Origin of the sequence: uncultured Senegalimassilia sp. (assembly GCF_934630535.1) — a bacterium.
In the GTDB taxonomy this organism is placed as follows: Bacteria; Actinomycetota; Coriobacteriia; order Coriobacteriales; family Eggerthellaceae; genus Senegalimassilia.
This window is the reverse complement of the sequence record NZ_CAKTVU010000019.1, coordinates 13,777-34,074: the sequence shown is the minus strand read 5'-3', so window position 1 is coordinate 34,074 and position 20,298 is coordinate 13,777. Positions and strand designations below refer to the sequence as shown.

General features: G+C 62.0%; 19 protein-coding genes. 7 read left to right on the top strand and 12 right to left on the bottom strand.

Annotation, left to right across the window (positions count from 1 at the left end):
• The 3 genes from Q0D52_RS08590 to Q0D52_RS08580 form a co-directional block, all read right to left on the bottom strand.
• On the bottom strand, positions 1-725 hold a 725-nt coding region (locus tag Q0D52_RS08590), incomplete at its 3' end, for a hypothetical protein (protein ID WP_294382039.1).
• An 81-nt stretch (positions 726-806) separates the two neighbouring features.
• Entirely contained in the window at positions 807-1,397 is a 591-nt protein-coding gene (locus Q0D52_RS08585; protein WP_294382036.1) for a twin-arginine translocation signal domain-containing protein, read from the bottom strand.
• Positions 1,398-1,898: 501 nt separating this feature from the next.
• Complete coding sequence (locus Q0D52_RS08580; protein ID WP_294382033.1) at positions 1,899-2,351, bottom strand: Crp/Fnr family transcriptional regulator; 453 nt, start codon at positions 2,349-2,351, stop codon at positions 1,899-1,901.
• 401 nt (positions 2,352-2,752) lie between these two features.
• On the opposite strand from Q0D52_RS08580, the gene Q0D52_RS08575 reads away from it, so the two are divergent.
• Positions 2,753-3,007, top strand: a complete 255-nt coding sequence (locus tag Q0D52_RS08575) for a DUF4143 domain-containing protein (protein ID WP_294382031.1) — start codon at positions 2,753-2,755, stop codon at positions 3,005-3,007.
• A 59-nt stretch (positions 3,008-3,066) separates the two neighbouring features.
• On the opposite strand, the gene Q0D52_RS08570 is transcribed toward Q0D52_RS08575, so the two are convergent.
• The gene (locus Q0D52_RS08570) at positions 3,067-4,002 is read right to left on the bottom strand and encodes an Abi family protein (RefSeq protein ID WP_294382028.1); all 936 of its coding nucleotides are present in this window, start codon (positions 4,000-4,002) and stop codon (positions 3,067-3,069) included.
• A gap of 636 nt (positions 4,003-4,638) precedes the next feature.
• On the opposite strand from Q0D52_RS08570, the gene Q0D52_RS08565 reads away from it, so the two are divergent.
• Positions 4,639-4,902, top strand: coding sequence for a hypothetical protein (locus tag Q0D52_RS08565; protein WP_281624425.1), 264 nt, complete (start codon positions 4,639-4,641; stop codon positions 4,900-4,902).
• Positions 4,903-4,926: 24 nt separating this feature from the next.
• Here the strand turns inward: Q0D52_RS08565 and Q0D52_RS08560 are convergent, their stop codons facing one another.
• Positions 4,927-5,577 carry a Crp/Fnr family transcriptional regulator gene (locus Q0D52_RS08560; protein WP_294382021.1) on the bottom strand — a complete coding sequence of 217 codons (651 nt, stop codon included), beginning with the start codon at positions 5,575-5,577 and terminating at the stop codon, positions 4,927-4,929.
• Between the two features lie 203 nt (positions 5,578-5,780).
• Positions 5,781-6,308, bottom strand: a complete 528-nt coding sequence (gene loaP / locus Q0D52_RS08555; protein ID WP_294382016.1) for an antiterminator LoaP — start codon at positions 6,306-6,308, stop codon at positions 5,781-5,783.
• Positions 6,309-6,859: 551 nt separating this feature from the next.
• Between loaP and Q0D52_RS08550 the strand changes: the two genes are divergently transcribed.
• Complete coding sequence (locus Q0D52_RS08550) at positions 6,860-7,147, top strand: type II toxin-antitoxin system Phd/YefM family antitoxin (RefSeq protein ID WP_294361633.1); 288 nt, start codon at positions 6,860-6,862, stop codon at positions 7,145-7,147.
• Positions 7,147-7,596, top strand: coding sequence for a type II toxin-antitoxin system RelE/ParE family toxin (locus Q0D52_RS08545; protein WP_294382014.1), 450 nt, complete (start codon positions 7,147-7,149; stop codon positions 7,594-7,596). Before Q0D52_RS08550 ends, Q0D52_RS08545 begins: the two co-directional genes overlap by 1 nt.
• Before the next feature lie 70 nt (positions 7,597-7,666).
• Here the strand turns inward: Q0D52_RS08545 and Q0D52_RS08540 are convergent, their stop codons facing one another.
• Positions 7,667-9,376 carry a phospho-sugar mutase gene (locus tag Q0D52_RS08540; protein ID WP_294382011.1) on the bottom strand — a complete coding sequence of 570 codons (1,710 nt, stop codon included), beginning with the start codon at positions 9,374-9,376 and terminating at the stop codon, positions 7,667-7,669.
• Between the two features lie 476 nt (positions 9,377-9,852).
• On the opposite strand from Q0D52_RS08540, the gene Q0D52_RS08535 reads away from it, so the two are divergent.
• The 3 genes from Q0D52_RS08535 (at position 9,853) to Q0D52_RS08525 (ending at position 15,693) form a co-directional block, all read left to right on the top strand.
• Entirely contained in the window at positions 9,853-10,068 is a 216-nt protein-coding gene (locus Q0D52_RS08535) for a hypothetical protein (RefSeq protein WP_294382008.1), read from the top strand.
• A gap of 12 nt (positions 10,069-10,080) precedes the next feature.
• Positions 10,081-11,649 (top strand): extracellular solute-binding protein, encoded by a 1,569-nt coding sequence (locus Q0D52_RS08530; protein WP_294382005.1) that lies wholly within the window; start codon positions 10,081-10,083, stop codon positions 11,647-11,649.
• An 81-nt stretch (positions 11,650-11,730) separates the two neighbouring features.
• Positions 11,731-15,693, top strand: coding sequence for an ATP-binding protein (locus tag Q0D52_RS08525; protein ID WP_294382003.1), 3,963 nt, complete (start codon positions 11,731-11,733; stop codon positions 15,691-15,693).
• Between the two features lie 284 nt (positions 15,694-15,977).
• Here the strand turns inward: Q0D52_RS08525 and gatB are convergent, their stop codons facing one another.
• The 5 genes from gatB to Q0D52_RS08500 form a co-directional block, all read right to left on the bottom strand.
• Positions 15,978-17,555: an Asp-tRNA(Asn)/Glu-tRNA(Gln) amidotransferase subunit GatB gene (gene gatB / locus Q0D52_RS08520; RefSeq protein ID WP_294382000.1), complete on the bottom strand. Its 1,578-nt coding sequence runs from the start codon at positions 17,553-17,555 to the stop codon at positions 15,978-15,980.
• Positions 17,555-19,042 carry an Asp-tRNA(Asn)/Glu-tRNA(Gln) amidotransferase subunit GatA gene (gene gatA, locus Q0D52_RS08515; protein ID WP_294381999.1) on the bottom strand — a complete coding sequence of 496 codons (1,488 nt, stop codon included), beginning with the start codon at positions 19,040-19,042 and terminating at the stop codon, positions 17,555-17,557. The genes gatB and gatA overlap by 1 nt, the downstream gene beginning before the upstream one ends.
• Positions 19,042-19,353 carry an Asp-tRNA(Asn)/Glu-tRNA(Gln) amidotransferase subunit GatC gene (gatC, locus tag Q0D52_RS08510; RefSeq protein ID WP_042436539.1) on the bottom strand — a complete coding sequence of 104 codons (312 nt, stop codon included), beginning with the start codon at positions 19,351-19,353 and terminating at the stop codon, positions 19,042-19,044. Before gatC ends, gatA begins: the two co-directional genes overlap by 1 nt.
• A gap of 32 nt (positions 19,354-19,385) precedes the next feature.
• Positions 19,386-19,529: a hypothetical protein gene (locus Q0D52_RS08505; protein WP_294381997.1), complete on the bottom strand. Its 144-nt coding sequence runs from the start codon at positions 19,527-19,529 to the stop codon at positions 19,386-19,388.
• 275 nt (positions 19,530-19,804) lie between these two features.
• Positions 19,805-20,098, bottom strand: coding sequence for a hypothetical protein (locus Q0D52_RS08500; RefSeq protein WP_052297917.1), 294 nt, complete (start codon positions 20,096-20,098; stop codon positions 19,805-19,807).
• Positions 20,099-20,298: the final 200 nt, after the last annotated feature.

Genomic DNA, 20,298 nt, shown 5'->3' with positions numbered 1-20,298 from the left:
AGCATCCAGACGAACCCGCCGTTGGGCGTGTGGAGCTTCGACAGGTCGTTGAGGTAGTTGTAGTCGCGGGCCTGGGACTTCTCGGTCAGCGAGGTGGTGTCCACCAGCACCAGGGCCCGCCCCGGCTCCGGCGACACCTGCGCCAGCTTCGCGCCGCCGAGCGCGCCGGTGGGCTCCTCGCCCACGGTCACCGCGAGCTCGGTCAGCGACGAGCCGTCCCAGCTGAAGGCGCGCACCTTCGAGGGGTCCACCTTGGGGTCGGCGTTCTCACCGCCCAGCCACCACGCCGTCAGCTCGGCGTCGGCGGGCATCTGCTTGCCGCCGGGCAGCTCGAAGGTGCCCACCGACACGTTGGACCCGTCCACGCCGTCGTAGAGCGCGGCCACCGCGTCGCGGGCGGCCTGCGCGTCGGCGGGCGCGGCGAAGTCGAAGAACTCGCCGTACGAGCCGGCGGCCAGGTCGAGCGGGGACGGCATGTCCGCGTCGGCGGTGTTGACGCCGAGCATCCAGACGAACCCGCCGTTGGGCGTGTGGAGCTTCGACAGGTCGTTGAGGTAGTTGTAGTCGCGGGCCTGGGATGCAGTCGCGCCGACGGAGTCATCCTCAGACGACTGAGCAAAAGCAAGCGCCCCCGAAGCAGGCCAGAACGAAACCACGAGCAAAACGGATAACGCAATCCGCATAAACCCATCCAACAGGCGCTGCTTTTTGTTCGAAAAACTCACTCTACCCTCCTTTCTCTTAATCGCAAACAAGGGCAACGCTTCCAATACAGAAGTGTTGCCCAGTCTGCTAAACGTCGCTAATTATTTGATGGAGTCCCAATCGATAATCAGCGTGACCTTCCATTCCTTGTCTCCACGCGCCAAAGAGAAGTCGGCATATTCTTTTGCGCCAAACTCGTAATTCTCGAGCGAGACATCGTTGATGGTGAACCCAATCGGCTGAATGCGATTTACATGCCCGCCCTTGTTCCAAAGGTATTCGCCCTGCTGCGTCACCGTCGCACCACCGTTGCTTGAAGCGGGGTCGATATAGTACAGGCCAAAGGTATTGTTGAGCTGATTAATCGTGATGACCGGCTTCTTGTCAGCATCGAAAGACAGCACCGCATTGTCCGTCACGGGAGTAGTCGGACGAGCGCCAAACAACGTAGGAGTGGTCAAATTGGTCAGATACGCATCCATATGGATAACCGCGTTCAATTCAGCCGGCACGTAAAGGTTTGCGGTGATCGTGTAAGTCTTCGACTTATCCAGTCCGTCCAGCGACGTTGCCGCAAACGCCTTGCTGAAGTCGATCGACTCGGCACCGGCGGCAACCAGTGCGGCGGCGGCAACGGTGCCGGCGGCCATCTTGACGAAACCTCGACGCGTGTAAATCATTTCGGTGTTCATAGCGAATCACCCTTTCTTTGCGGCTTGTTTATATTTGGTGGCGCAACCTTGAGCGCCGATGCCGCATCCTCGGCTCCCAAGGCATCCCGCGACGGACCGGAAAGGCCCCGCCATGTGGAATCTGGGTACGACAAGACAGACGCGCGCCCGCGTTGCGTGAGGGATTGGGTTGTTGCAGGGATTGTGCGCTTGCCCGCGCGAGCTCGGTGTTCGCCCTGGTTGAAAGGGCGCTCCAGCCGGCAAGTAACACGCGGGTAACTGGCTTGACGGCTGCTATTGTAAGCCTGGGGTTACCGAAATTACAAGAAAAAAGTTCGAAATGGGTTCCTTTTTCGACAAAATCTTCTCCAAGGGTAACATATGTCACCCCAGGTCAGAGGGGTATGTCGGTCGGCGAACACGTCAACTCGTAAAGATTCACAAACATTTGTTCTTGTGTTCCGAACGGATGTTTGGTGATACAGATCGCGCTTGGCGTCCCCCTAGCCGAGGGGCTACTACCTATAGCACGCGAATGAAGCGGCCATCTACTTCTAGGATGCCTTCTTTTTGCAGGGTGCTTAGTTCGCGAATGAGCGATTTGTCGGCGGCACGCAGATACGTGGCCCATTCCTGGCGATTCATGGGAACCTCTACGCGACCGTCCGCGTCCTGGGGTAGCGTGCGCAAATACGCCATGATGCGGTCGGAAAGACGCGGCTCGCCCACCACGGAGAGCGTTTGCGTAAGCACGCCTATCTTCTTCGACATTTCGGTCGACAGGTTTTCGCGCAGCAGAAACGCATGCGGGCTCGTGCACGATTCGAGTTGCTTTGCGGGGATGCACAATATGCTCGTGGACTCAAGCGCGCGAATATTCACCGGCGTATGCTTAAGCGTCGCCGCCACGGCCTCGGCAAACGACTCGCCCGAGCCGAACTGCGCCACCGGGCGGTCTTGCCCACCTTGCGGCATGCTTGCTTGCACGATGCCCGAAACAGAATGCCCCGCGAGACGATGCCGTTTTCCCAGGTTAACAGGGTGTTTCATCAGGCATGTCACACACGGATAACTGATTCGACAGGGCTTATTGTATGCCGAGGGTTACCCAAAACACAAGAAAAAAGTTCGACATCGCTTCCTTTTTCGCCAAAATCTTGCACAAAGGTAACAAATGTCACTTTCCCCAGGTCAAGGGGTAAAACGCCATCGCTCGCGAAATTCGATGCGGGACGACGGCAAAGCGGCGAGTTCCGCCTCCGGCACGACGCCCGCCACAGCCGCGCGCTCGCTGTCCATAAGCGCCACGGCACCTTCGACAGCAAGCTGTTCCGGATTTTCCGAACCCTAAGCAACGGAAAATCCGAATTACGCCAATGGGAAAATCCGAGTCCAACCGACAGGAAAATCCCAGCCTAGCCACGGCGCTGCTGGGCATGTCGCCCGAGGCGTTCCTGAACGATTGGCAAACGTTCAGCCTGGTGTTCGAGAACCTTTGCATGCGCGACCTTTCGGCGTACGCGCGCACGCTCGACCTGCTTGACGACGTGCCGGTGCGCTACTACCGCGACGATTCGGGGCTGGAAGCCGACGCCATCTGCGTTGATATCGGTCGACCACGGCCAATATAGTCATTACCACTGCGCAAATCGATGCAAGGCAGCACCCGCAACGGGCTGATTCGCGACGATCAGAGCCCGTAGCGCGTCAGGTCGGCCCAATTCTTCGGGAAACCCATGAGGTCCAGGAGCTCGTCGGCCTCGATCGCCGCGCAATCGCGCGCGAACCCGTCGACGAGCCGCGCGAGCTGGCGCCTGAAGGGCAGGAACTGGTCCGGGGGCAGCAGGTAACGCAGGCTGATGACCGCGCCGAACAGGTCGCGCTTGCCCATCGCGTACTGCTCGCCGTTCTTGGGAATGCCCAGCTTAGCATGGAGGGGCGTGTCGGGGACGTCGGAGTAGACTTTGTGCGAGAAGAGTCTCTCGCCGTGCGCGCAGCAGTTTCGGTAGAGCACCAGCACCTTCAAGTGCTGGCCGAGCTCCCTCTCGTTGACGTGCTCGTACTGCTTGGCCACGTCCGCCCGCATGGGATGCCTAAGGTAGGCGTACATCCTCGACGTCTGGCCGAACGTCATGGCGTTCACGACGGCCCAGAGCGGGACGTTGCCGTATTTGCTTCGCTGGTGGACTATATAGGGATACTCGTCGTTTCGCACGGCGATTCCCTCCATGATCTTCACGAGGCGCGCCACGCCGCCGCGGTGCTTCCGCGCGTCGCTGTAGCTGGCCGGGTCAAGGTAGCGCTCCTGCGCGCTGCCCTCCCTCGAGCAGAACGCGTACGAGATTGAGCTGCGCAGCTTGCGCTCGACCCGGACGATGGCCTCCATGAACAGCCCACGGAGGCGGGCGTCGAATTCGAACAGGGCGACGATGTCGGAGAACTCGGTGCCGGGCTTGTACCTGCGGGTCATCGGATCCCTGAGGGGCTGCTTGTAGCCGTTCACGAGGGCGAAGTAGCTCGTGCGCTTCAGCGTCTCTATCGCATAGCCGCGGTCGGGCACGGCGAGCCCCTTTTCGTTGACGAGCTTGTCAACCTGCTGGCCGTATGTGAGGAAATCCTTGGCCAAGGGGGCCCTCCTAGAAAAATGAAAGGGAGGGCCCGAAGGTCCTCCCCCCGATTCCAGTCCTCGCGAGTATCTGGAACCTAATCGCTTTGCTCATTTTGCGGCATCCCGCCCATTAAGTCAATAGCGTTTGGGGCGATAGCCCGAAACGGGCCGATCTGTCCATTCCCCACCTTCGCCCCGACCTTCCAGCCCTCGCGGGCTGACGGCCATCAAGCCGACCGGGAGGAAGGACGGCGGACGGTTTCGGCAAAAGGGCTTTGATTATTCTCGGTCGATTATTGTACCCGGTTAATCAGATTTTCATGACATGATTCGAACTAAATATCAAACATTTGTTCTTGTATATCGAACGTTTGTTTGATATGATATATGTTGCAGGAGATGTTCGCCGTCTAAATGCCGTGCAGGGACCTTCACAAATCAAAATATGGTACAATGCACCGCATTTAGCCCCGGTACGACCGCTGATGCGAGTCGCCGAGGCTCAATTATTTTCATGAGGGGTTGCCTATGCCGGATGCACCGAAGATCGACCGAGCGCATATCGAGTCATGGCTTTCCACGCACGCAAGGCGCGTCCGAAAGGACGATACAGGTCAGACCTACGATAAGAGGCCGAAGGCAGAAAGAAGGCACATGATTTACGTACGCGAGTTTGAATTCTATAGCTCAGACGACTATATGCTTGCCGTTCCCTGCGACATGAGCGGAGGTACATTCGGCGCCACGCTGGAAGAGGCCGCAGAGTCGGCAGCAGATTGGCTGTTCGAGACGATCACCGACCACCTTATCGCCAACGAAGTCGTCCCGGGAGGCGAACTTGGGCATGAACCGGTTCGCAACGGGAAGGTCATAGCGATTGTGGTCAAATATCCGTCGGAAAGGGCAAAGCGGCCATAGCTAAAGAAACGCAAGCCCCACCGCTTACAGCACGCGGATGTGGCGGCCGTCTACTTCTAGCAGGCCGTCGTTTTGCATGGCGCGCAGCTCGCGGATGAGCGACTTGTCGGCAACGCGCAGGTAGGACGCCCATTCTTGACGGTTCACGGGGATTTCAACGCGGCCGTCGGCGTCAGCGGGAAGCGTGCGCAGGTACGCCAGGATGCGGTCGGACAGGCGCGGCTCGCCCACCACCGACAGAGTTTTCGTCAGCACGCCGATCTTCTTCGACATCTCCGCCGACAGGTTCTCGCGCACCAAAAACGCGTGCGGATTCGTGCATGCCTCCAGCTGCTTGGCGGGGATGCACAGGATGCGCGTGGGCTCTTGCGCGCAGATGTTCACGGGCGTGTGCTTCAGCGTGGCCGGCACCGCTTCGGCAAAGGACTCACCCGGGCCGAACTGCGCCACCGGGCGGTCCTGCCCGCCTTGCGGCATGGTAGCAAGCACGCTACCCTCGATGACCACCGGGTAGAAGTCCAGCTTGTCGCCCGCGCGGCGCAGCAGCTGGCCTTCGCCAAGTTCCACGATGCGAGCGTCTATCTCTTTCAGCAGTTCGAAACGGTCCTTTTGGGAAATGCCGCGAAACACCGGCGACGCTTTCAGCGGACGAATGTCTTCCAACCTGATTCCCATGCGCGCGCCTGCCTCCTGCTTCGGTAACAAATGCTACCAAATGTTTACTATTACTAACTAATTATCGCACAGCCGCGAAATTTGTAAACAAAGGCTCACATAATTTCAGGAATTGGGGCGCCGCCCCGCCCCCGAAAGTAGAACGCCCGCAGGCGAATAACCTGCGGGCGTTCTGTATCTGGCTGCATGTGGAGCGCTTGAGGCTACATCTTGCGTACGATCTCCAGGCCGACGCGGGCGGTGGTTTTGCGGCCGAACATGTCCACTTCCACGAATGCGCAACGCTTGTGGCGGTCGACTTTCCGTATGCGCGCTTCCTTGCCCATCAGCGGGCCTTTCGTGATTCTGACCTGGTCGTTTTCGATGACGCCTTCGCTCATGCGCACCACGCGGTCCTGGTCGATGAACGCCAGGAACCAGTCGCGCTCGGCATCGGAAAGCGCCATGAACGAGTTCTCCTCGTCGCCTAAGATGCGCACGCGGTTCGGCACGTTCGTCAACCCGGCGGCCAGCGCCTCGATGTTGTCGGTCACGAAGAACAAGTAGCCCGGAAACAGCAGCCGGCGCTCGGGACGCCAGCCGGCGCTGCTTTTCCACATGGTTTCGAATTCGGGCACGAACGACTCGTGCAAAATGGACGGGTCGATAAGCTTGCGGCATTGCGAAAGTGAGGACGCTTCTTTGCCTGCAAGCACCTGGCCGACGTACCATTTATCGTTGATGCTGGTCATGCTGCACTTTCCAGCGCGCGCCAGCCCCAAGAGAATGTGCATGCAAGGAAGCTGGGACCGCAAAAGGGCATGGCTTCGCCACGCTAGCCTTCGCCGGCTCAATCGTGTGCCTGCTGCAGCCGCAATGCTTCCGCGCACCCACCGACCCGCGTTTCCGCAGGCAGCAAGCGCACAAAAACACTGCGCCTTCAGCAGGCGCACTCGCATGCGTATTCATTCTCTTGGAGCCAGCGCAACGCGCTTCTGCGACGATTACGTGTCTTCAAGCTATGTTGGCGAACAAGGCCGCGCGGCCTTGCAACCGTGTAACCTTTGCAATTATATAGGCAGCCCGCGCGGGCGCGGCAGACGCATCGGCAACAAGCGCCGCGGCCTTCCCCATTCGCCACGAAACGCCCCTACGCCGACACGAACGCCGCGCCGTCCAACGCAAGCCTCAACAATCCATCCGTATTTCGCTGCCGAATCCGCGTCACTCTTCTTAATATCATTTATTTGTGCTATTATTTATTACATATTTATTGATGTTTATATTATAGATAGGAGCCACAATGTCAGCGTCCGTGCCGAATATCCGCCCTATCAGCGACCTTCGCACGCACCTTAACGATGTGTGCGCCATGGCTCAAGAAACGCAAGAGCCTATTTTCATGACGAAGAATGGGAAAGCTACACTCATGGTCATCGATTGCGATGCCTATCGCGCACAGCAGGAGCACGACCGCTATGTTCAAAAACTGCGCGAAGCAGAAATTGAAGCGCGCTATCAAGAAGAATGCGTTAGCCCACAGCAACTCGAGCAACGGCTGAAGACCGCTTTTGACAAGTGGGGTGTGTAATGGGCGGCAATACCGCCGCGCAAAAAACGCGCACGGCAAAAACCACTGAAAGAGGCACACGGGTTAAACAGCAATCGCAATCAGCTGAACCCGCACAACCCGAGAACCAGCCACAACCCATACGTCACGTTCGCTATCGACCGCGTGCGGCAGTTGATCTGGAGTCGGCTGTTGTGTATTTGGGCGAGGTTCGCCAAGCACCGCAAGCTGCAAAGCGTTTATTCGACGGCATTACACAAGCGCTCGCAGATCTTTGTGCCATGCCCACCATGGGCAAGCCCTTTTCAGACGATAACCTTGACCGAAAGATGTACCGCACCTGGCTTGTCGGACATCACTGCATTTTCTATTCGTTCGATGACGAATGGCTTACCGTCTGGCGTATCGTGCACACCAGCCAAGACATCGACAACTACGCTATCAGGCCGCTTGAAGATGTAAACGGATAGAAAAAGGCGGCGGCACCAGGGGTTGGTGTCGCCGCCTTTGTTGTGGGCGGGTTTTCGCTTGCGGGGCGCGTTACGCCAGCAGTTCGCGGCCGGCGGCTTCCAGCTGGTCAAGCAGCGCGTCGGCAGCTTCGCGGCTGACGTCCTTCGCGAACACGTACAGTTTGATCTTCGGCTCGGTGCCGCTGGGGCGCACAATCACCTTGTTGCCGCCTTCGACGTCGAACTCCACCACGTTTGCCGCGGGCAGGCCGTTTACGCCCTGCTGGTAGTCCACCACGGCCTCGACCTTGCGTCCAGCCAGCTCGGCCGGCGCGTTCGTGCGCAGGCCCGCCATGAGGTCGGCCATCTTCGCCGCGCCGTCGGCGCCGGGGTAGGACAGCGACACGGTGCGGTTGAGCCACCAGCCGTGCTTGGCGTACAGGTCGCGCATGGCCTGGGCCAGGTTCTTGCCCGCCAACTTGTACTCCTGCGCCATCTGGCAGATGAGCAGGCTGGCGTTCACGGCGTCCTTGTCGCGCACGTGGTCGCCGGACAGGTAGCCGTAGCTCTCCTCGAAGCCGAAGATGAAGCGGTCGGCCTGGCCCGCGTCGGCCAGCTCGGTGATGATGTCGCCGATGTACTTGAAGCCCGTCAGGCAACGGCGCAGCTCGAAGCCGTATTCCACAGCCAGCGCATCGACCATGGCCGACGACACGATGGTGGTCACGGCCACCTTGCGCGTCAGGTCCTCGCCGCGCTCGGCGCGCATGCGGCACACGTAGTCGAGCAGCAGCACGCCCATCTCGTTGCCGGTCAGAAGCGTGTAGTCGTTGCCGTCCTTGCAGGCCACGCCCACGCGGTCGGCATCAGGGTCGGTGGCCAGCAGCAGGTCGGGATGCACCTGCTCGCACAGGTCGATGCCCTTCTGCATGGCCTCGCGGATCTCGGGGTTGGGATAGGGGCACGTGGGGAAGTTGCCGTCGGGCTGCTCCTGCTCGGGCACCACGGTGACGTCGGAGACACCGGCGCGCGCGAGCACCGTGGTAACGGGGACCAGGCCCGTGCCGTTGAGCGGCGTGTACACCAGCTTCAGCGGCGCGGCGGCGATCTGCTCGTCGGACAGGTTGTTCACCGACTGCGCCAGCACCGCGTCGTAGTAGCGCTCGAGCACGGCGTCTTCGATCCACTTGACCTTGCCCGATGCCACGGCATCGTCGAAGTCCATGGACTTCACGCCGGCGAACGCGTCGGTTTCGGCGATGGCCGCGGAGATGGCGGCGGCAGCCTGGCTGGTGATCTGGCAGCCGTCGGGGCCGTAGGCCTTGTAGCCGTTGTACGGCGCGGGGTTGTGGCTGGCGGTCATGCAGATGCCGCCCGAGCAGCCCAGGTCGCGCACGGCCCACGAAAGCGTGGGGACCGGGGAGATGCGCGGGTACACGTAGGCCGTCACGCCGTTGGCGGCCAGTATGGCGGCCGTGGTGCGCACGAACAGCTCGCCGTTGTTGCGGCTGTCGCGGGCGATGGCCACGGAGGGGTTGTCGAAGTTCGCGTTCAGGTAATCGGCGAAGCCCTGCGTGGCGCGGCCCACCGTGTAGATGTTCATGCGGTTCGTGCCGGCGCCCAGCACGCCGCGCAAGCCGGCGGTGCCGAACGACAGGTTCTGGAAGAAGGCGTCGGTCATCGCGGCTTCGTCGCCGGCGTCGGCCTTCGCCTGCATGTCGGTCAGCTCGGCCGCCAGGTCGGCATCCTGCACGTTCTCAATCCAATGCGCAAGCTCGGCGCGCACATCGATATCGCTCATAAGGTTTCCTTCGCTTCTAGCCGTTTCGCCCTGGTTGCGCGGACGCGATCGGGCGCGCCGCGGGCATCCGCCCCGCGCGGCCGGCATCCGTCCGATGCGGCACGGGCATGTGCCCGCCCTCCAACCAGGCTTTCCTGCATATGCCGCCCATTGTAAACGACACGCCGGAGAAGCGGGCGAACCCGACAGCATCAGCGCAGTTGCGCGCCGGATGACGCAGCGACGCCGCGATCCTCGACCAACACGCGGCACCCTCGGCGCGCCATCAAGGGCATCATCGAGCTCGCCCGCGACCACAGCGCCGAGCCCGAGCGCCTGCTCGACGACCGGCAACGCACCGACGAACTGTCGAGCCGCCGTCCACCGTGGTCGTCGATACCGCGGACAAGGAAGACCCCGCCGCGCCGCCGGGGAACGGGCCGGATGCCCTGCCGAACGTAAAATCCGCCGGCGAAACAGGGCGAATCGATGGTTTCGTGAGCGCTAACGGGTATGATGGGATTTGGCACCCCGCTGACAAATCCGACGGGGCCGATGCCGCAGGCGCCGACCTCGCCGACGAGGGCGGCGACGGCTCAGGCAACAACGCGGGTAGCGATCCCGCCGCCCGCCCGGCCGCCGAAGCCGCAGAAGCTCGCCCAACCGATACGGAACTTTCGACCAGCGCCGATACGGAGCCGGCCAAGCACTAGGAGGAACCCAGCATGCACATGCGCACCAACCGCCGCGCAGCAGGCGTTAGCCAGGAAGGCGCTGCTACCGGCAGCCGTCGTAGCCGCCGCGCGCACCGCGCCCGCTCACGAAAAGCCGCGCTTGCCGCGTTCGCCCTTGCTGGCGCGCTGGCCGCTGCGCTGTCCGCCGGCTGCGCCGGCGATGGCGGGAAAGCCGCCGTCACGCTGGACCCGAGCAACCCCACCACCATCACCGTCTGGGATTACTACAACGGGGCCCAGCAGGCGTCCTTCGACAGCCTGGTGTCCGAGTTCAACTCCACCGTGGGCAGGGAAAAGGGCATCTACGTGAAAAGCAAGACCCAAGGGTCGGTTCCCGAGCTGGAGAAGGCCATCTCGAACTCGTCGGCGGGCGAAGTCGGCGCCGAGGAGATGCCCAACGTGTTCTCTTCCTACGCCGACACGGCCTATAACGTGCAGCAGCAGGGCAAGCTCGTCGATCTGACGGACTACTTCACGCCCGATGAGCTGTCCAACTATGTGCCCGACTACCTTGATGAGGGCCGCTTCGATAACGACGACTCCCTGTACCTTCTGCCAGTGGCGAAGTCCACCGAGGTGACCATGCTCGATGAAACGGACTGGGCGCCGTTCGCCCAGGCCACCGGCGCCACCATCGACGACCTGGCAACGCAGGAAGGCATCGCCGCCACCGCGAAGCGCTATTACGAATACACCGATGCGCTGACGCCCGACGTCCCCGACGACGGCAAGGCGTTCTACGGCCGCGATTCCCTGTCCAACTACTTCATCATCGGCATGAGGCAAATGGGCGTCGACCTGCTCGCGCCCGACGCCAGCGGCAAAGCCCAGGTCAACGCCGACAAGGAAAAGGTTCACCGCCTGTGGGACAACTACTACGCCCCCTACGTCAGCGGCTATTTCGACGCCGTGGGCAAGTTCCGCTCCGACGACGTGAAGACAGGCGACATCATCTGCTACACGGGCTCCACCGCATCGGCGGCGTACTTCCCCGACCGGGTGGTCGACGACAACGGGACGCACGAGATCGGCTATTGCATCATCATGCCGCCCACCTTCGAGGGCGGAAACGCCGTGGCCCCTCAGCAAGGCGCCGGCATGGCGGTGGCGAAATCAGACGAGCAGCACGAATACGCTTCCTGCGAGTTCCTGAAATGGTTCACGGAGAAGCAGAACAACCTGCACTTCGCGGCAACGTCTTCGTACCTGCCCGTGCGAACCGACGCGAACAACATCGACGAGCTCGATAGCGCGATTCGAGACGAAAACCTCTCCGTGAGCCCTAAGACCCGCGACTGCATCGCCATGGCCATGGACTCCTTCGATGATGTGGAGCTGTACTCGCTTAAGAGCTTCGACAACGCCTATGCCGCGCGCAAGGTGCTCGACCATTCGCTCAACGATAAGGCAACCGCCGACAAAGCGGCAGTTCAGGCGGCCATGGCCGCCGGCCAGTCGCGCGCCGATGCTCTTGAGCCGTACGTGGGCGATGCCGCGTTCGAGCAATGGTACGCCTCCTTCTGCCAGCAGCTTCAAGCCGCAGCCGAGGGTACGGAGTAGCAAGAAGTGCATAACGAACGCAAGCGCACTGACGCAGGTGCGGCAAAGGGAAAACGAAAGATATCCTTCCTTCGAGCCCTCATGGTCTCGCTGGCCGTGATCGTCTTGATCCAGGGCGCCTTGCCCATTTCGGTACTCGCGTTCAGCGGCGTGAAGGGCACGCTTGAGGACAACGCCATCTCCATCGACGCACGCGCGGTGGACAACCGCAGGGTGAACCTGGAAAGCGCCATGGTCAAAAGCTGGGCGGGCATCTCCCGTGAGACTGTCGCCCTCAACTCCGCCCTTTCCGACCAGCTTGCCCAGTCGGGCCTCGATGTGCCGGGCTTCCTTGCCGATGACAGCCAGAAGGATGCCTTCGTTGCCGATACCTTCCCACGGCTGCTCTCCGTTATCGGATCAAACACCACCAGCGGCGTGTACCTGATCCTGGGAAACGATGGCGACCTTTCCGTCGAGCAAGATCATATCGGGGCTTTCCTGCGCGACTCCGACCCCACCGGCAACTCCGATTCCCATTCCGACCTGCTGCTCAAGCGCGGGGACAAGGAAATCGCCCGCAACGCGTCCATCGCCCTTGACAACACCTGGGCACCGAAGCTGCACCTTGCCGGCAGCGGCGTGCGCAGCGCCGACGACTTCTTCTACAAGCCCTACGAGGCCGCCCTGCAAAACCCGGGAGCCGATGCGAAGGCCATGGCGTATTGGTCGCCGCCGTTCGTGCTGGAGGGCAATCCGAGCGACAGCTACCGGATGATCGCCTACTCGGTGCCGCTCATGCTCGACGGGCAGGTGTACGGCGTGCTGGGAATCGAGGTGTCCACCGCGTATCTGGCGGACACGTGCTTCCCCATATCCGAACTTTACGGCAGCGAAGCCGGCGGCTACGCCCTTGCGCTGGCAGACGGCAACGGCTCGTACCGGATCATCACGGGAAACGGCGCGCTCTATAACGCGGTGAACGCCGAAGGACCCGCTTTCACGCTTGAGGAAACGCGCAATGCGGGCCTTATGCAAGTCGAAGGCGTTACCATGGGCGATCAACAGGTGTACGCCATCGCCGAACCGCTGAAGCTGTATTCGGGCATCGTGCCCTATGACGACACGGGCTGGGCGGTCGTCGGGCTGTTCTCCAAGGACTCCATCTTCGCCGCAGGCAACTCGCTGTACCACCGACTGGGCGTCACCATCGGCCTTACCACCGTCGGATGCCTGGTGCTGGTGGTGCTGGTCTCGCGCGCCATCAACCGACCGCTCAGGGAGCTGATCGACAGCGTCCAGGGAGGCATGGAGAAGCTGCACGCGTTCCGCACCTCCGTCGCCGAGGTCGACCAGCTCCATGACGTCATCCTCGACCTCACCGAGGACGGCCTGGAGAAGCAGCGCAAGCTCAACGAGGAGAAGGAGCGCTATCGCTTGGCCGTTAAGGGCACGAACGACGCATTCTTCACCTACCATCCCGAAACGGGAGCCATCGAGATCACGAACTCCCCCAACGACGGCGAGTTCGATTCCGCGTGCTTCTGGGACCTGTTCCGCCGCGAAAGCGCGAACCCCGAGGCGGTGGACGCCATCGAGCAGGCCGTGAACCGGATGCAGGAGACGAGCATCCAGGTGGAGGTCGTGACCGAGCACTTGCCGCAAGGACGTTGGCTTGAGGTGAGCTCATCGCGCGTGGACGACGCCGCCAGCGGGCAGGACTGCATGGTATGCGTCATCCACGACATCGACGACAGGAAGCGCCGCGAAATCGAATCCGCGCGCAAGCAAGAGCTCGATCCCGCAACGACGGCATATCGCTTCGAACCTGGCATGGGCGTCATCGCCGCAGCGCGCGCAGGCGCAGCTGCGGGACAGCTTGCCGCTATCGAGATCGACGGTTTCGCAAGCATCGTGCGCGACTACGGCATCCCCTTCGGCGACGTGCTGCTCAACGAGCTGACCAAGGTCACGCGCGCATTCAATCTTGACAAGGGCAACCACGACGCCATCCTGGTGCGCGCCGGCGCCGGGCAGTTCGTCTGCTGGGTCCCCGGCAAACACGCCGACGACGCCGTCAGCGAGGTAGCCGAGCTGCAACGAAGGTTCGCGAAATTGGTACGCCCTGGAGTGCTGGAACTGGGGCTTCACGCGGGCATCGCCTCGTCAAGCGACGTTAGGAGCACGCACGAGTTGCTTCGCCGAGCGCGAACGGCGCTTCAGGCGTCGATGAGCCATCGTGCGATTTGCGCTTGCTGGGAGCCGTCAATGGATGACGCATACGGGCCGAAGCCGTTCGACCCCATATCCTCTTTCGGCCATGTCGAGGACATGACCCTGCCCGCCCTGACGCTGAATCTGCTCGATAGGCGCCTTTCGCTGGCGGCGGGCATGGACCTGCTTATGCGACGGCTGAACGAGAAGCTCGACGTGACCAACCTGTTCATCACGTCGTTTCAAGAAGACTACCAGACGGCATCGGTGCGCTACTTCTTCGGCCCCATCCCGGGCATCGACGAGAGCGCCGTGTTCCCGCTTTCGCGGGAGGCCGTCGACACGCTGCAGCGATTCGGCGAGCAGGGGCTGCTGCGCCCCGTATACGAGATGCCCGTCTTCGCCATGAGCGAAAAGGCGCACGCTTACGCCGACGGCGTGGCGTTCCCCATGACGAACGCAGGCAAATACTCGGGCGCCGTGTTCTTCTTGAACGGCGATGGCAAGGGTTTCGACGACGAGGAAACCGCAAGGACCCTGCGCGAAGTCGGCACCATCATCCAGAACCGCATCAACCAAGAGGACCTCGACCAGTCGGCGCAGGCGAAGTCCGACTTCCTTGCGCGCATGTCGCACGAGATCCGCACGCCCATGAACGGCATCATCGGCATGACCGAGATCGCCCTGCGCCCGGGGCAGGACGACGCACGCCGCGTCGACTGCCTGAACAAGGTGCATGCGTCGTCGCTGTACCTGCTCGACCTGCTCAACGGCATCCTGGATATGACGAAGATCGAGAACGACAAGATGCTGCTCGGCGACGCGCCGTTCAGCATGAACCACGTGGTCGAGGAGCTGAACGCGGTGTGCGCCGGCCGTCTTGCCGCACGCAACCAGAAGCTGGTCGTGGACATGCGCATGCGCCACGATTGGTTCACGGGCGACGCGCTGCGCCTTGACCAGGTGCTCATCAACCTGGTGGGCAACGCCGTGAAGTACTCGCACGACGGCGGCACGATCACGGTGACCATCGAGGAGCGGCCGGCCGACGACGGCGCCGGAGCGCTGACGCCAGGTTCCGGGGCTGCGGGGGCCGGAGCCGCGGGGGCGCTTCCGGCGAGCTGCGAGGCTGCTAATACCGGCGCGCAGGCGGCGGGCGACGGCGTCCAGGCGAGCGACGCCCGAACGGCAAGCGTATATTTCGCCGTCACCGATCGGGGCGTGGGCATCGCCGAGGAGGACATCGAGCGCATCTTCGCCAAGTTCGAGCAGGTAAACACCACGGACGCCCGCCAACAGGGCACGGGCCTGGGGCTTGCCATCAGCAACCGCATCGTGCTCATGATGGGCGATCGCATCCGCGCGAACAGCCGCCTGGGGCATGGCAGCACGTTTTATTTCGAGATTCCCCTGGCGATAGCCAAATCGGCCGACAAGTCGTCGCGCACAGACGCCGAGCAGGTCGATTTCACCGGGAAGCGCGCCTTGGTAGCCGAGGACAATGAGCTGAACATGGAGATCATCGCGTATGTGCTCGGCGACATGGGCTTTACCGTGGATAAGGCGATGAACGGCCAGGAAGCGGTGGACGCGTTCGAGCAATCCCCCGCGGGATGCTACGACGTCATCTTGATGGACGTGATGATGCCGGTCATGGACGGCCTTGCCGCCGCGCACCGCATCCGCAGTCTCGACCGCGCCGACGCCGCTGAGATCCCCATCGTGGCAACCAGCGCGAACGCGTTCGCCGAGGACGTGAAGCGCTCGATCGCCAGCGGCATGAACGCCCACGTGTCCAAGCCCATCGATTCCGCGAAGCTAGCCAAGGTGCTGGCCAAGGTGATGCACTAGGGACAGCTGCACGGGAGGCGGACAATCACCTGCGCGCAGCGTGCGGCGCACGGGATGCAAGCGATCGGTGCACCCCGCGACTTGCGCGCCTCGCCGCGAGCCTCGACAGCGAATCACGCGCCGTTCGCTACCGGCATACGCCCCCCCGCAGCAGCGACCCCTAGCTCTGCCCGTACCCCTAGTCAGCAACCCAGATCGGCTATAAAGCCAAGTAACCTTACCCTATAACGCACGAGGGGCCGCTCATCAGCGGCCCCTCGTTTACGTTTGCGATTGCGTTTACGCTATTCTGCCAGCTTCTTCGCCAGCAACTGGTTGATGATCTTCGGATTGCCCTGGCCGCGCATCTCCTTCATGCACTGGCCCACGAAGAACCCGATGACCTTCGTGTTGCCTTCCTTATAGCGAGCAACCTCGTCGGGGTTCGCCGCGATGATGGCGTCCACGACGGCCTCGATGGCGCCGGTGTCCGACACCTGCTTCATGCCGCGCTCCTCAACGATGACCGAGGGGTCCTTGTCCTCATCCATGATAGCGGAGAACACCTGCTTGGCCTGCTTGGACGAGATGGCGTCCTCGGCGAGCAGCTTCACCAGCTCCACCGCGCGGGCGGGCGTGAGCGGGCTTTGCGCAAGGTCGGCATCCTCGCTGGCGTTGAGCCATGCGGTGACGTCGTTGATGGCCAGGTTGGCAACGGGCTTCGCCAACTTGGCGGCATCCTTGCCCGCAACCTCCATGCACGCTTCGAAGAAGTCAGCCGTGGCGCGATGGTCGACCAGATGGCGAGCATCGTACGCGGACAGGCCGAACTCCTCGGCGAAGCGGGCGGCCTTCTGGTCGGGCAGCTCGGGCAGCTTGGCACGCACGCCTTCGATGAACTCATCGGAGAGGTCGTAGGGCGCCAAGTCGGGCTCGGGGAACAGGCGGTAGTCGTCAGCGGTTTCCTTCACGCGCATGACGATGGTGTGCTTCATGGTGGGGTCCCAATGGCGGGTTTCCTGGTAGATCTGACCGCCCTCTTCCAGAACCTCGGCCTGACGGCAAATCTCATAGGCCAAGCCATCGTGCAGGTTCTTGAAGGAGTTCATGTTCTTCAGCTCGGTCTTCACGCCCAGCTTCGTGGAGCCGCGGCGGCGCAGGCTGACGTTGCCGTCGCAACGCATGGAGCCTTCCTCCATGGAGCAGTCGGAGATGCCGATGGCCAGATAGATCTGACGCAGCTTCTGCATGAACAGACGAGCCTCCTCAGGCGTGCGCAGATCGGGCTCGGTAACCAGCTCGATGAGCGGCGTGCCGGCGCGGTTGTAGTCAACCAGCGAGTGCGTAGCGCCCGCGATACGGCCCTCATCGCCGCCGATGTGAATCATCTTGCCGGCGTCTTCCTCCATATGGATGCGCGTGATGCCCACGTGCGCCGTGTAGCCGGAATCGGTGACGGTGACGTTCTCGCAGGTCTCGCCCGGCTTCAGGCCGGCGATATCGCCGCGCTCCTTGGCTGCCGGACCGTCGACATCCAAATCGAGATGTCCGCGCATGCAGAACGCGACCGGACCCTGCGTGGTCTGGAAGTTCTTAGCCATGTCGGGGTACATGTAGTTCTTACGGTAGAACATGCTGTGCTTCTCGATATCGCAGTTCGTGGCCAGGCCGGCAAGCACGATGGACTCGATAGCAGCCTTGTTCGGCACGGGCAGAGCACCCGGAAGACCCAGGCACACCGGGCAGGTGTGCGTGTTCGGATCGGCGCCGAACTCAAGCTTGCAGCCGCAGAACATCTTCGTGTTCAACGTGGTCAGCTCGGCGTGGATCTCCAAGCCGATGACCGCCTCCCAATCCTTGAGGACTTCTTCGAGCTTACGCATTACTCAATCACCTTCCCGTCGGCGAAGTTCGGGGCCACGGGGGCCTTGCCGTAGGCGGCCTCAAGCGCCATGGCGGCGCGGAACATGTTCTCGTCCTTGAACTGCGGGGCGATAAGCTGCACGCCCACGGGCATGCCGCTTTGCGCACCCAAGCCGCACGGCACGCTCATGCCGCCGTTGCCGGCGATGTTGATGGAGATGGTGAACACGTCGGACAGGTACATGGTTGCCGGATCGGCGATCTCGCCGAACTTGAACGCCGTAGCCGGGGCCGTGGGCGCCAAGATGACGTCGCACTGCTCGTAGGCGTTGCGGTAGTCCTGCGTGATGAGCGTACGGACCTGCTGGGCCGGATAGTAGTACTGCTCGTACACGCCGGCGGAAAGCAGGTAGCTGCCCAGCATGATGCGGCGCTTCGCCTCTTCGCCGAAACCATGGGCGCGGCTTGCCTCGTACTGGCTGCCCAGGTCCTTGTGGCCTTCCTCGCAGTAGCCGTAGCGCACGCTGTCGAAGCGGGCCAGGTTGGAGAACGCCTCGCACGGACCCAACACGTAGTAAGCGCTGATGGCGGCATCGATATGCGGCAGATCGACCTCGACGATGGTTGCGCCGGCGGCCTCAAGCTTGGCAGCGGCCTCGGACACGCGCTCCGAAACCTCGAAGGACAGCCCCTTGGCATCCATGAAGCTGCGCACCACGCCGATGCGCATACCCGCGACATCCTGCTGGCATGCGGCGCGGAAACCGGCCTTCACGTCCTGCGACGTGCAGTCCAGGGGGTCATGACCGCACAGGGCGTCCATCGCGGCGGCGGCGTCCTCGACGCTGCGGGCGAACGGGCCGACCTGATCGAGCGAGCTGCCGAAGGCAACCACGCCGTAACGGCTGACCGTGCCATAGGTGGGCTTGACGCCCACGATGCCGCAGAAGCTGGCGGGCTGGCGGATGGAGCCGCCCGTGTCGGAGCCCAGCGTGACGCACGCCATGCCCGCGGCGACAGCCGCCGCCGAGCCGCCCGAGCTGCCGCCCGGGACGCGACCCAAATCCCACGGGTTGCGCGTGGGGCCGAACGCGGAGGACTCGGTGGTGGAGCCGAACGCGAACTCGTCCATGTTCAGCTTGCCCAGCGGCACGCCGCCGGCATCGATAATGCGCTGCACGCACGTTGCAGTGTACGGAGACACGTAGTTTTCCAGCATGCGGGAGGAGCAGGTGGTGTGCGTGCCCGTCATGTTCATGTTGTCCTTGAACGCCACCGGCACACCGGCCAGCGGGCCGAGCGTATCGAACGTGCCGTCGCCGATAGCCTGGTCAACGCGCTGCGCGGCGGCCATGGCAGCCTCGGAGGTAACCTCTAGGAACGCGTGCACCTGCTTATCGGCCTGCGCGATGCGGTCGAGGCTCGCCTGCGCAACCTCGCAAGCGGTGAACTGCTTGGATGCCAGACCCTCGCGGATCTGCGCGATACCCATATCGGAGATGGCCATTACGCATCGCCCCCTTCGCCCAGGATGGACGGGATCAGGAAGCTGCCGTCCTGCTGTTTCGGCGCGTTCTCAAGCGCAACCTGCTGCGTGAACGACTCGGTTTCCACATCCTCTCGCATGACGTTGGACAGGCTTCCGATGGGATGGAACGTAGGCTCCACGCCCTCGAGGTCCAGCTGCTTGATGGACTGCAGCGTTTCGATGATGTTGTTCAGATCGACCGTCATCTCGGAGAGCTCCTCCCCGGAAAGGCCGATGCGCGCGTATTCCGCGATTCCGCGGACCTCGCGCTCGGTAAGGTATTGGGTCATTGGTTTCTTTCCTTTCGATTCCAACGCACGCGTTAGCATCCCCGCCGCAAGGCGGCAGCTGCCCCATGGCCGATCAGCGCCAGCGCGATGGCGGCACCTGCGAACACGCCTGGGGAAACCGACGCGATGGCGGCACCCGCGGACTCACCGGGGAAGCCGGCGCAGCTCAGCTTCACGCACGCTGAAAGCGGTTAGACCGTTAACTTGGCTATGATAGCAAACAAGCCCACCCATCAGGCCGCAAACCCTCAGGCGACAGCGATTCGATAGACACGCGGAATGCCGCCTATGCCAAGTTCGCGCCAACATCCGATTAAGAACCTTCGCCTTATGCGCGTCCACCGCATCAAGCAGCGCCGTGCAGCCGCGAACCCAGTACTCCTTGTTCGTGATGGGCGCCACGTTGGCGATAGGCACCCACAAATCGCAACGAGAACCAACCCCCCACGCCCTACGCAATGCCAGCGAGCTTCAAATCTTCATCTACCAGATGGCGAAGATATTCCGACCGTTTCATCCCAAGCTGCGCTGCCCGAATGTCTATGAGCAGGATTTTATTCACCGGCTCTTTAAACCCCACCTGCTTCATTTCCTCATCGAACATAAGAGGGCGGCCGGGACCATATGTAACCGGCCCGCTAGGTTCTCCATGCAAGATGCCGGCAGCGGCATCCGCCTCCCATTGGTCAAGCTGTTCAGGCGTAATGCCGAATTCTTTTTTGATTTCATCCGCGGACATTGCCATGCCTACCGCCTCCTTGCCAATAGCCCAAGTTCGAACAGCACTCTTTTCGTTGGCGGCTCCATTGCATGGTAAATCACTACCGCAGAAGGTTTTTGGGAGCCGATTAACTCAACAACCCTTCCGTCTTCCGTAAGCCCGATAGCAACGACTTGGTCTTCATACGGAGCCTTTCGGTGCTGCGACGCCATTCGATTTTCCCA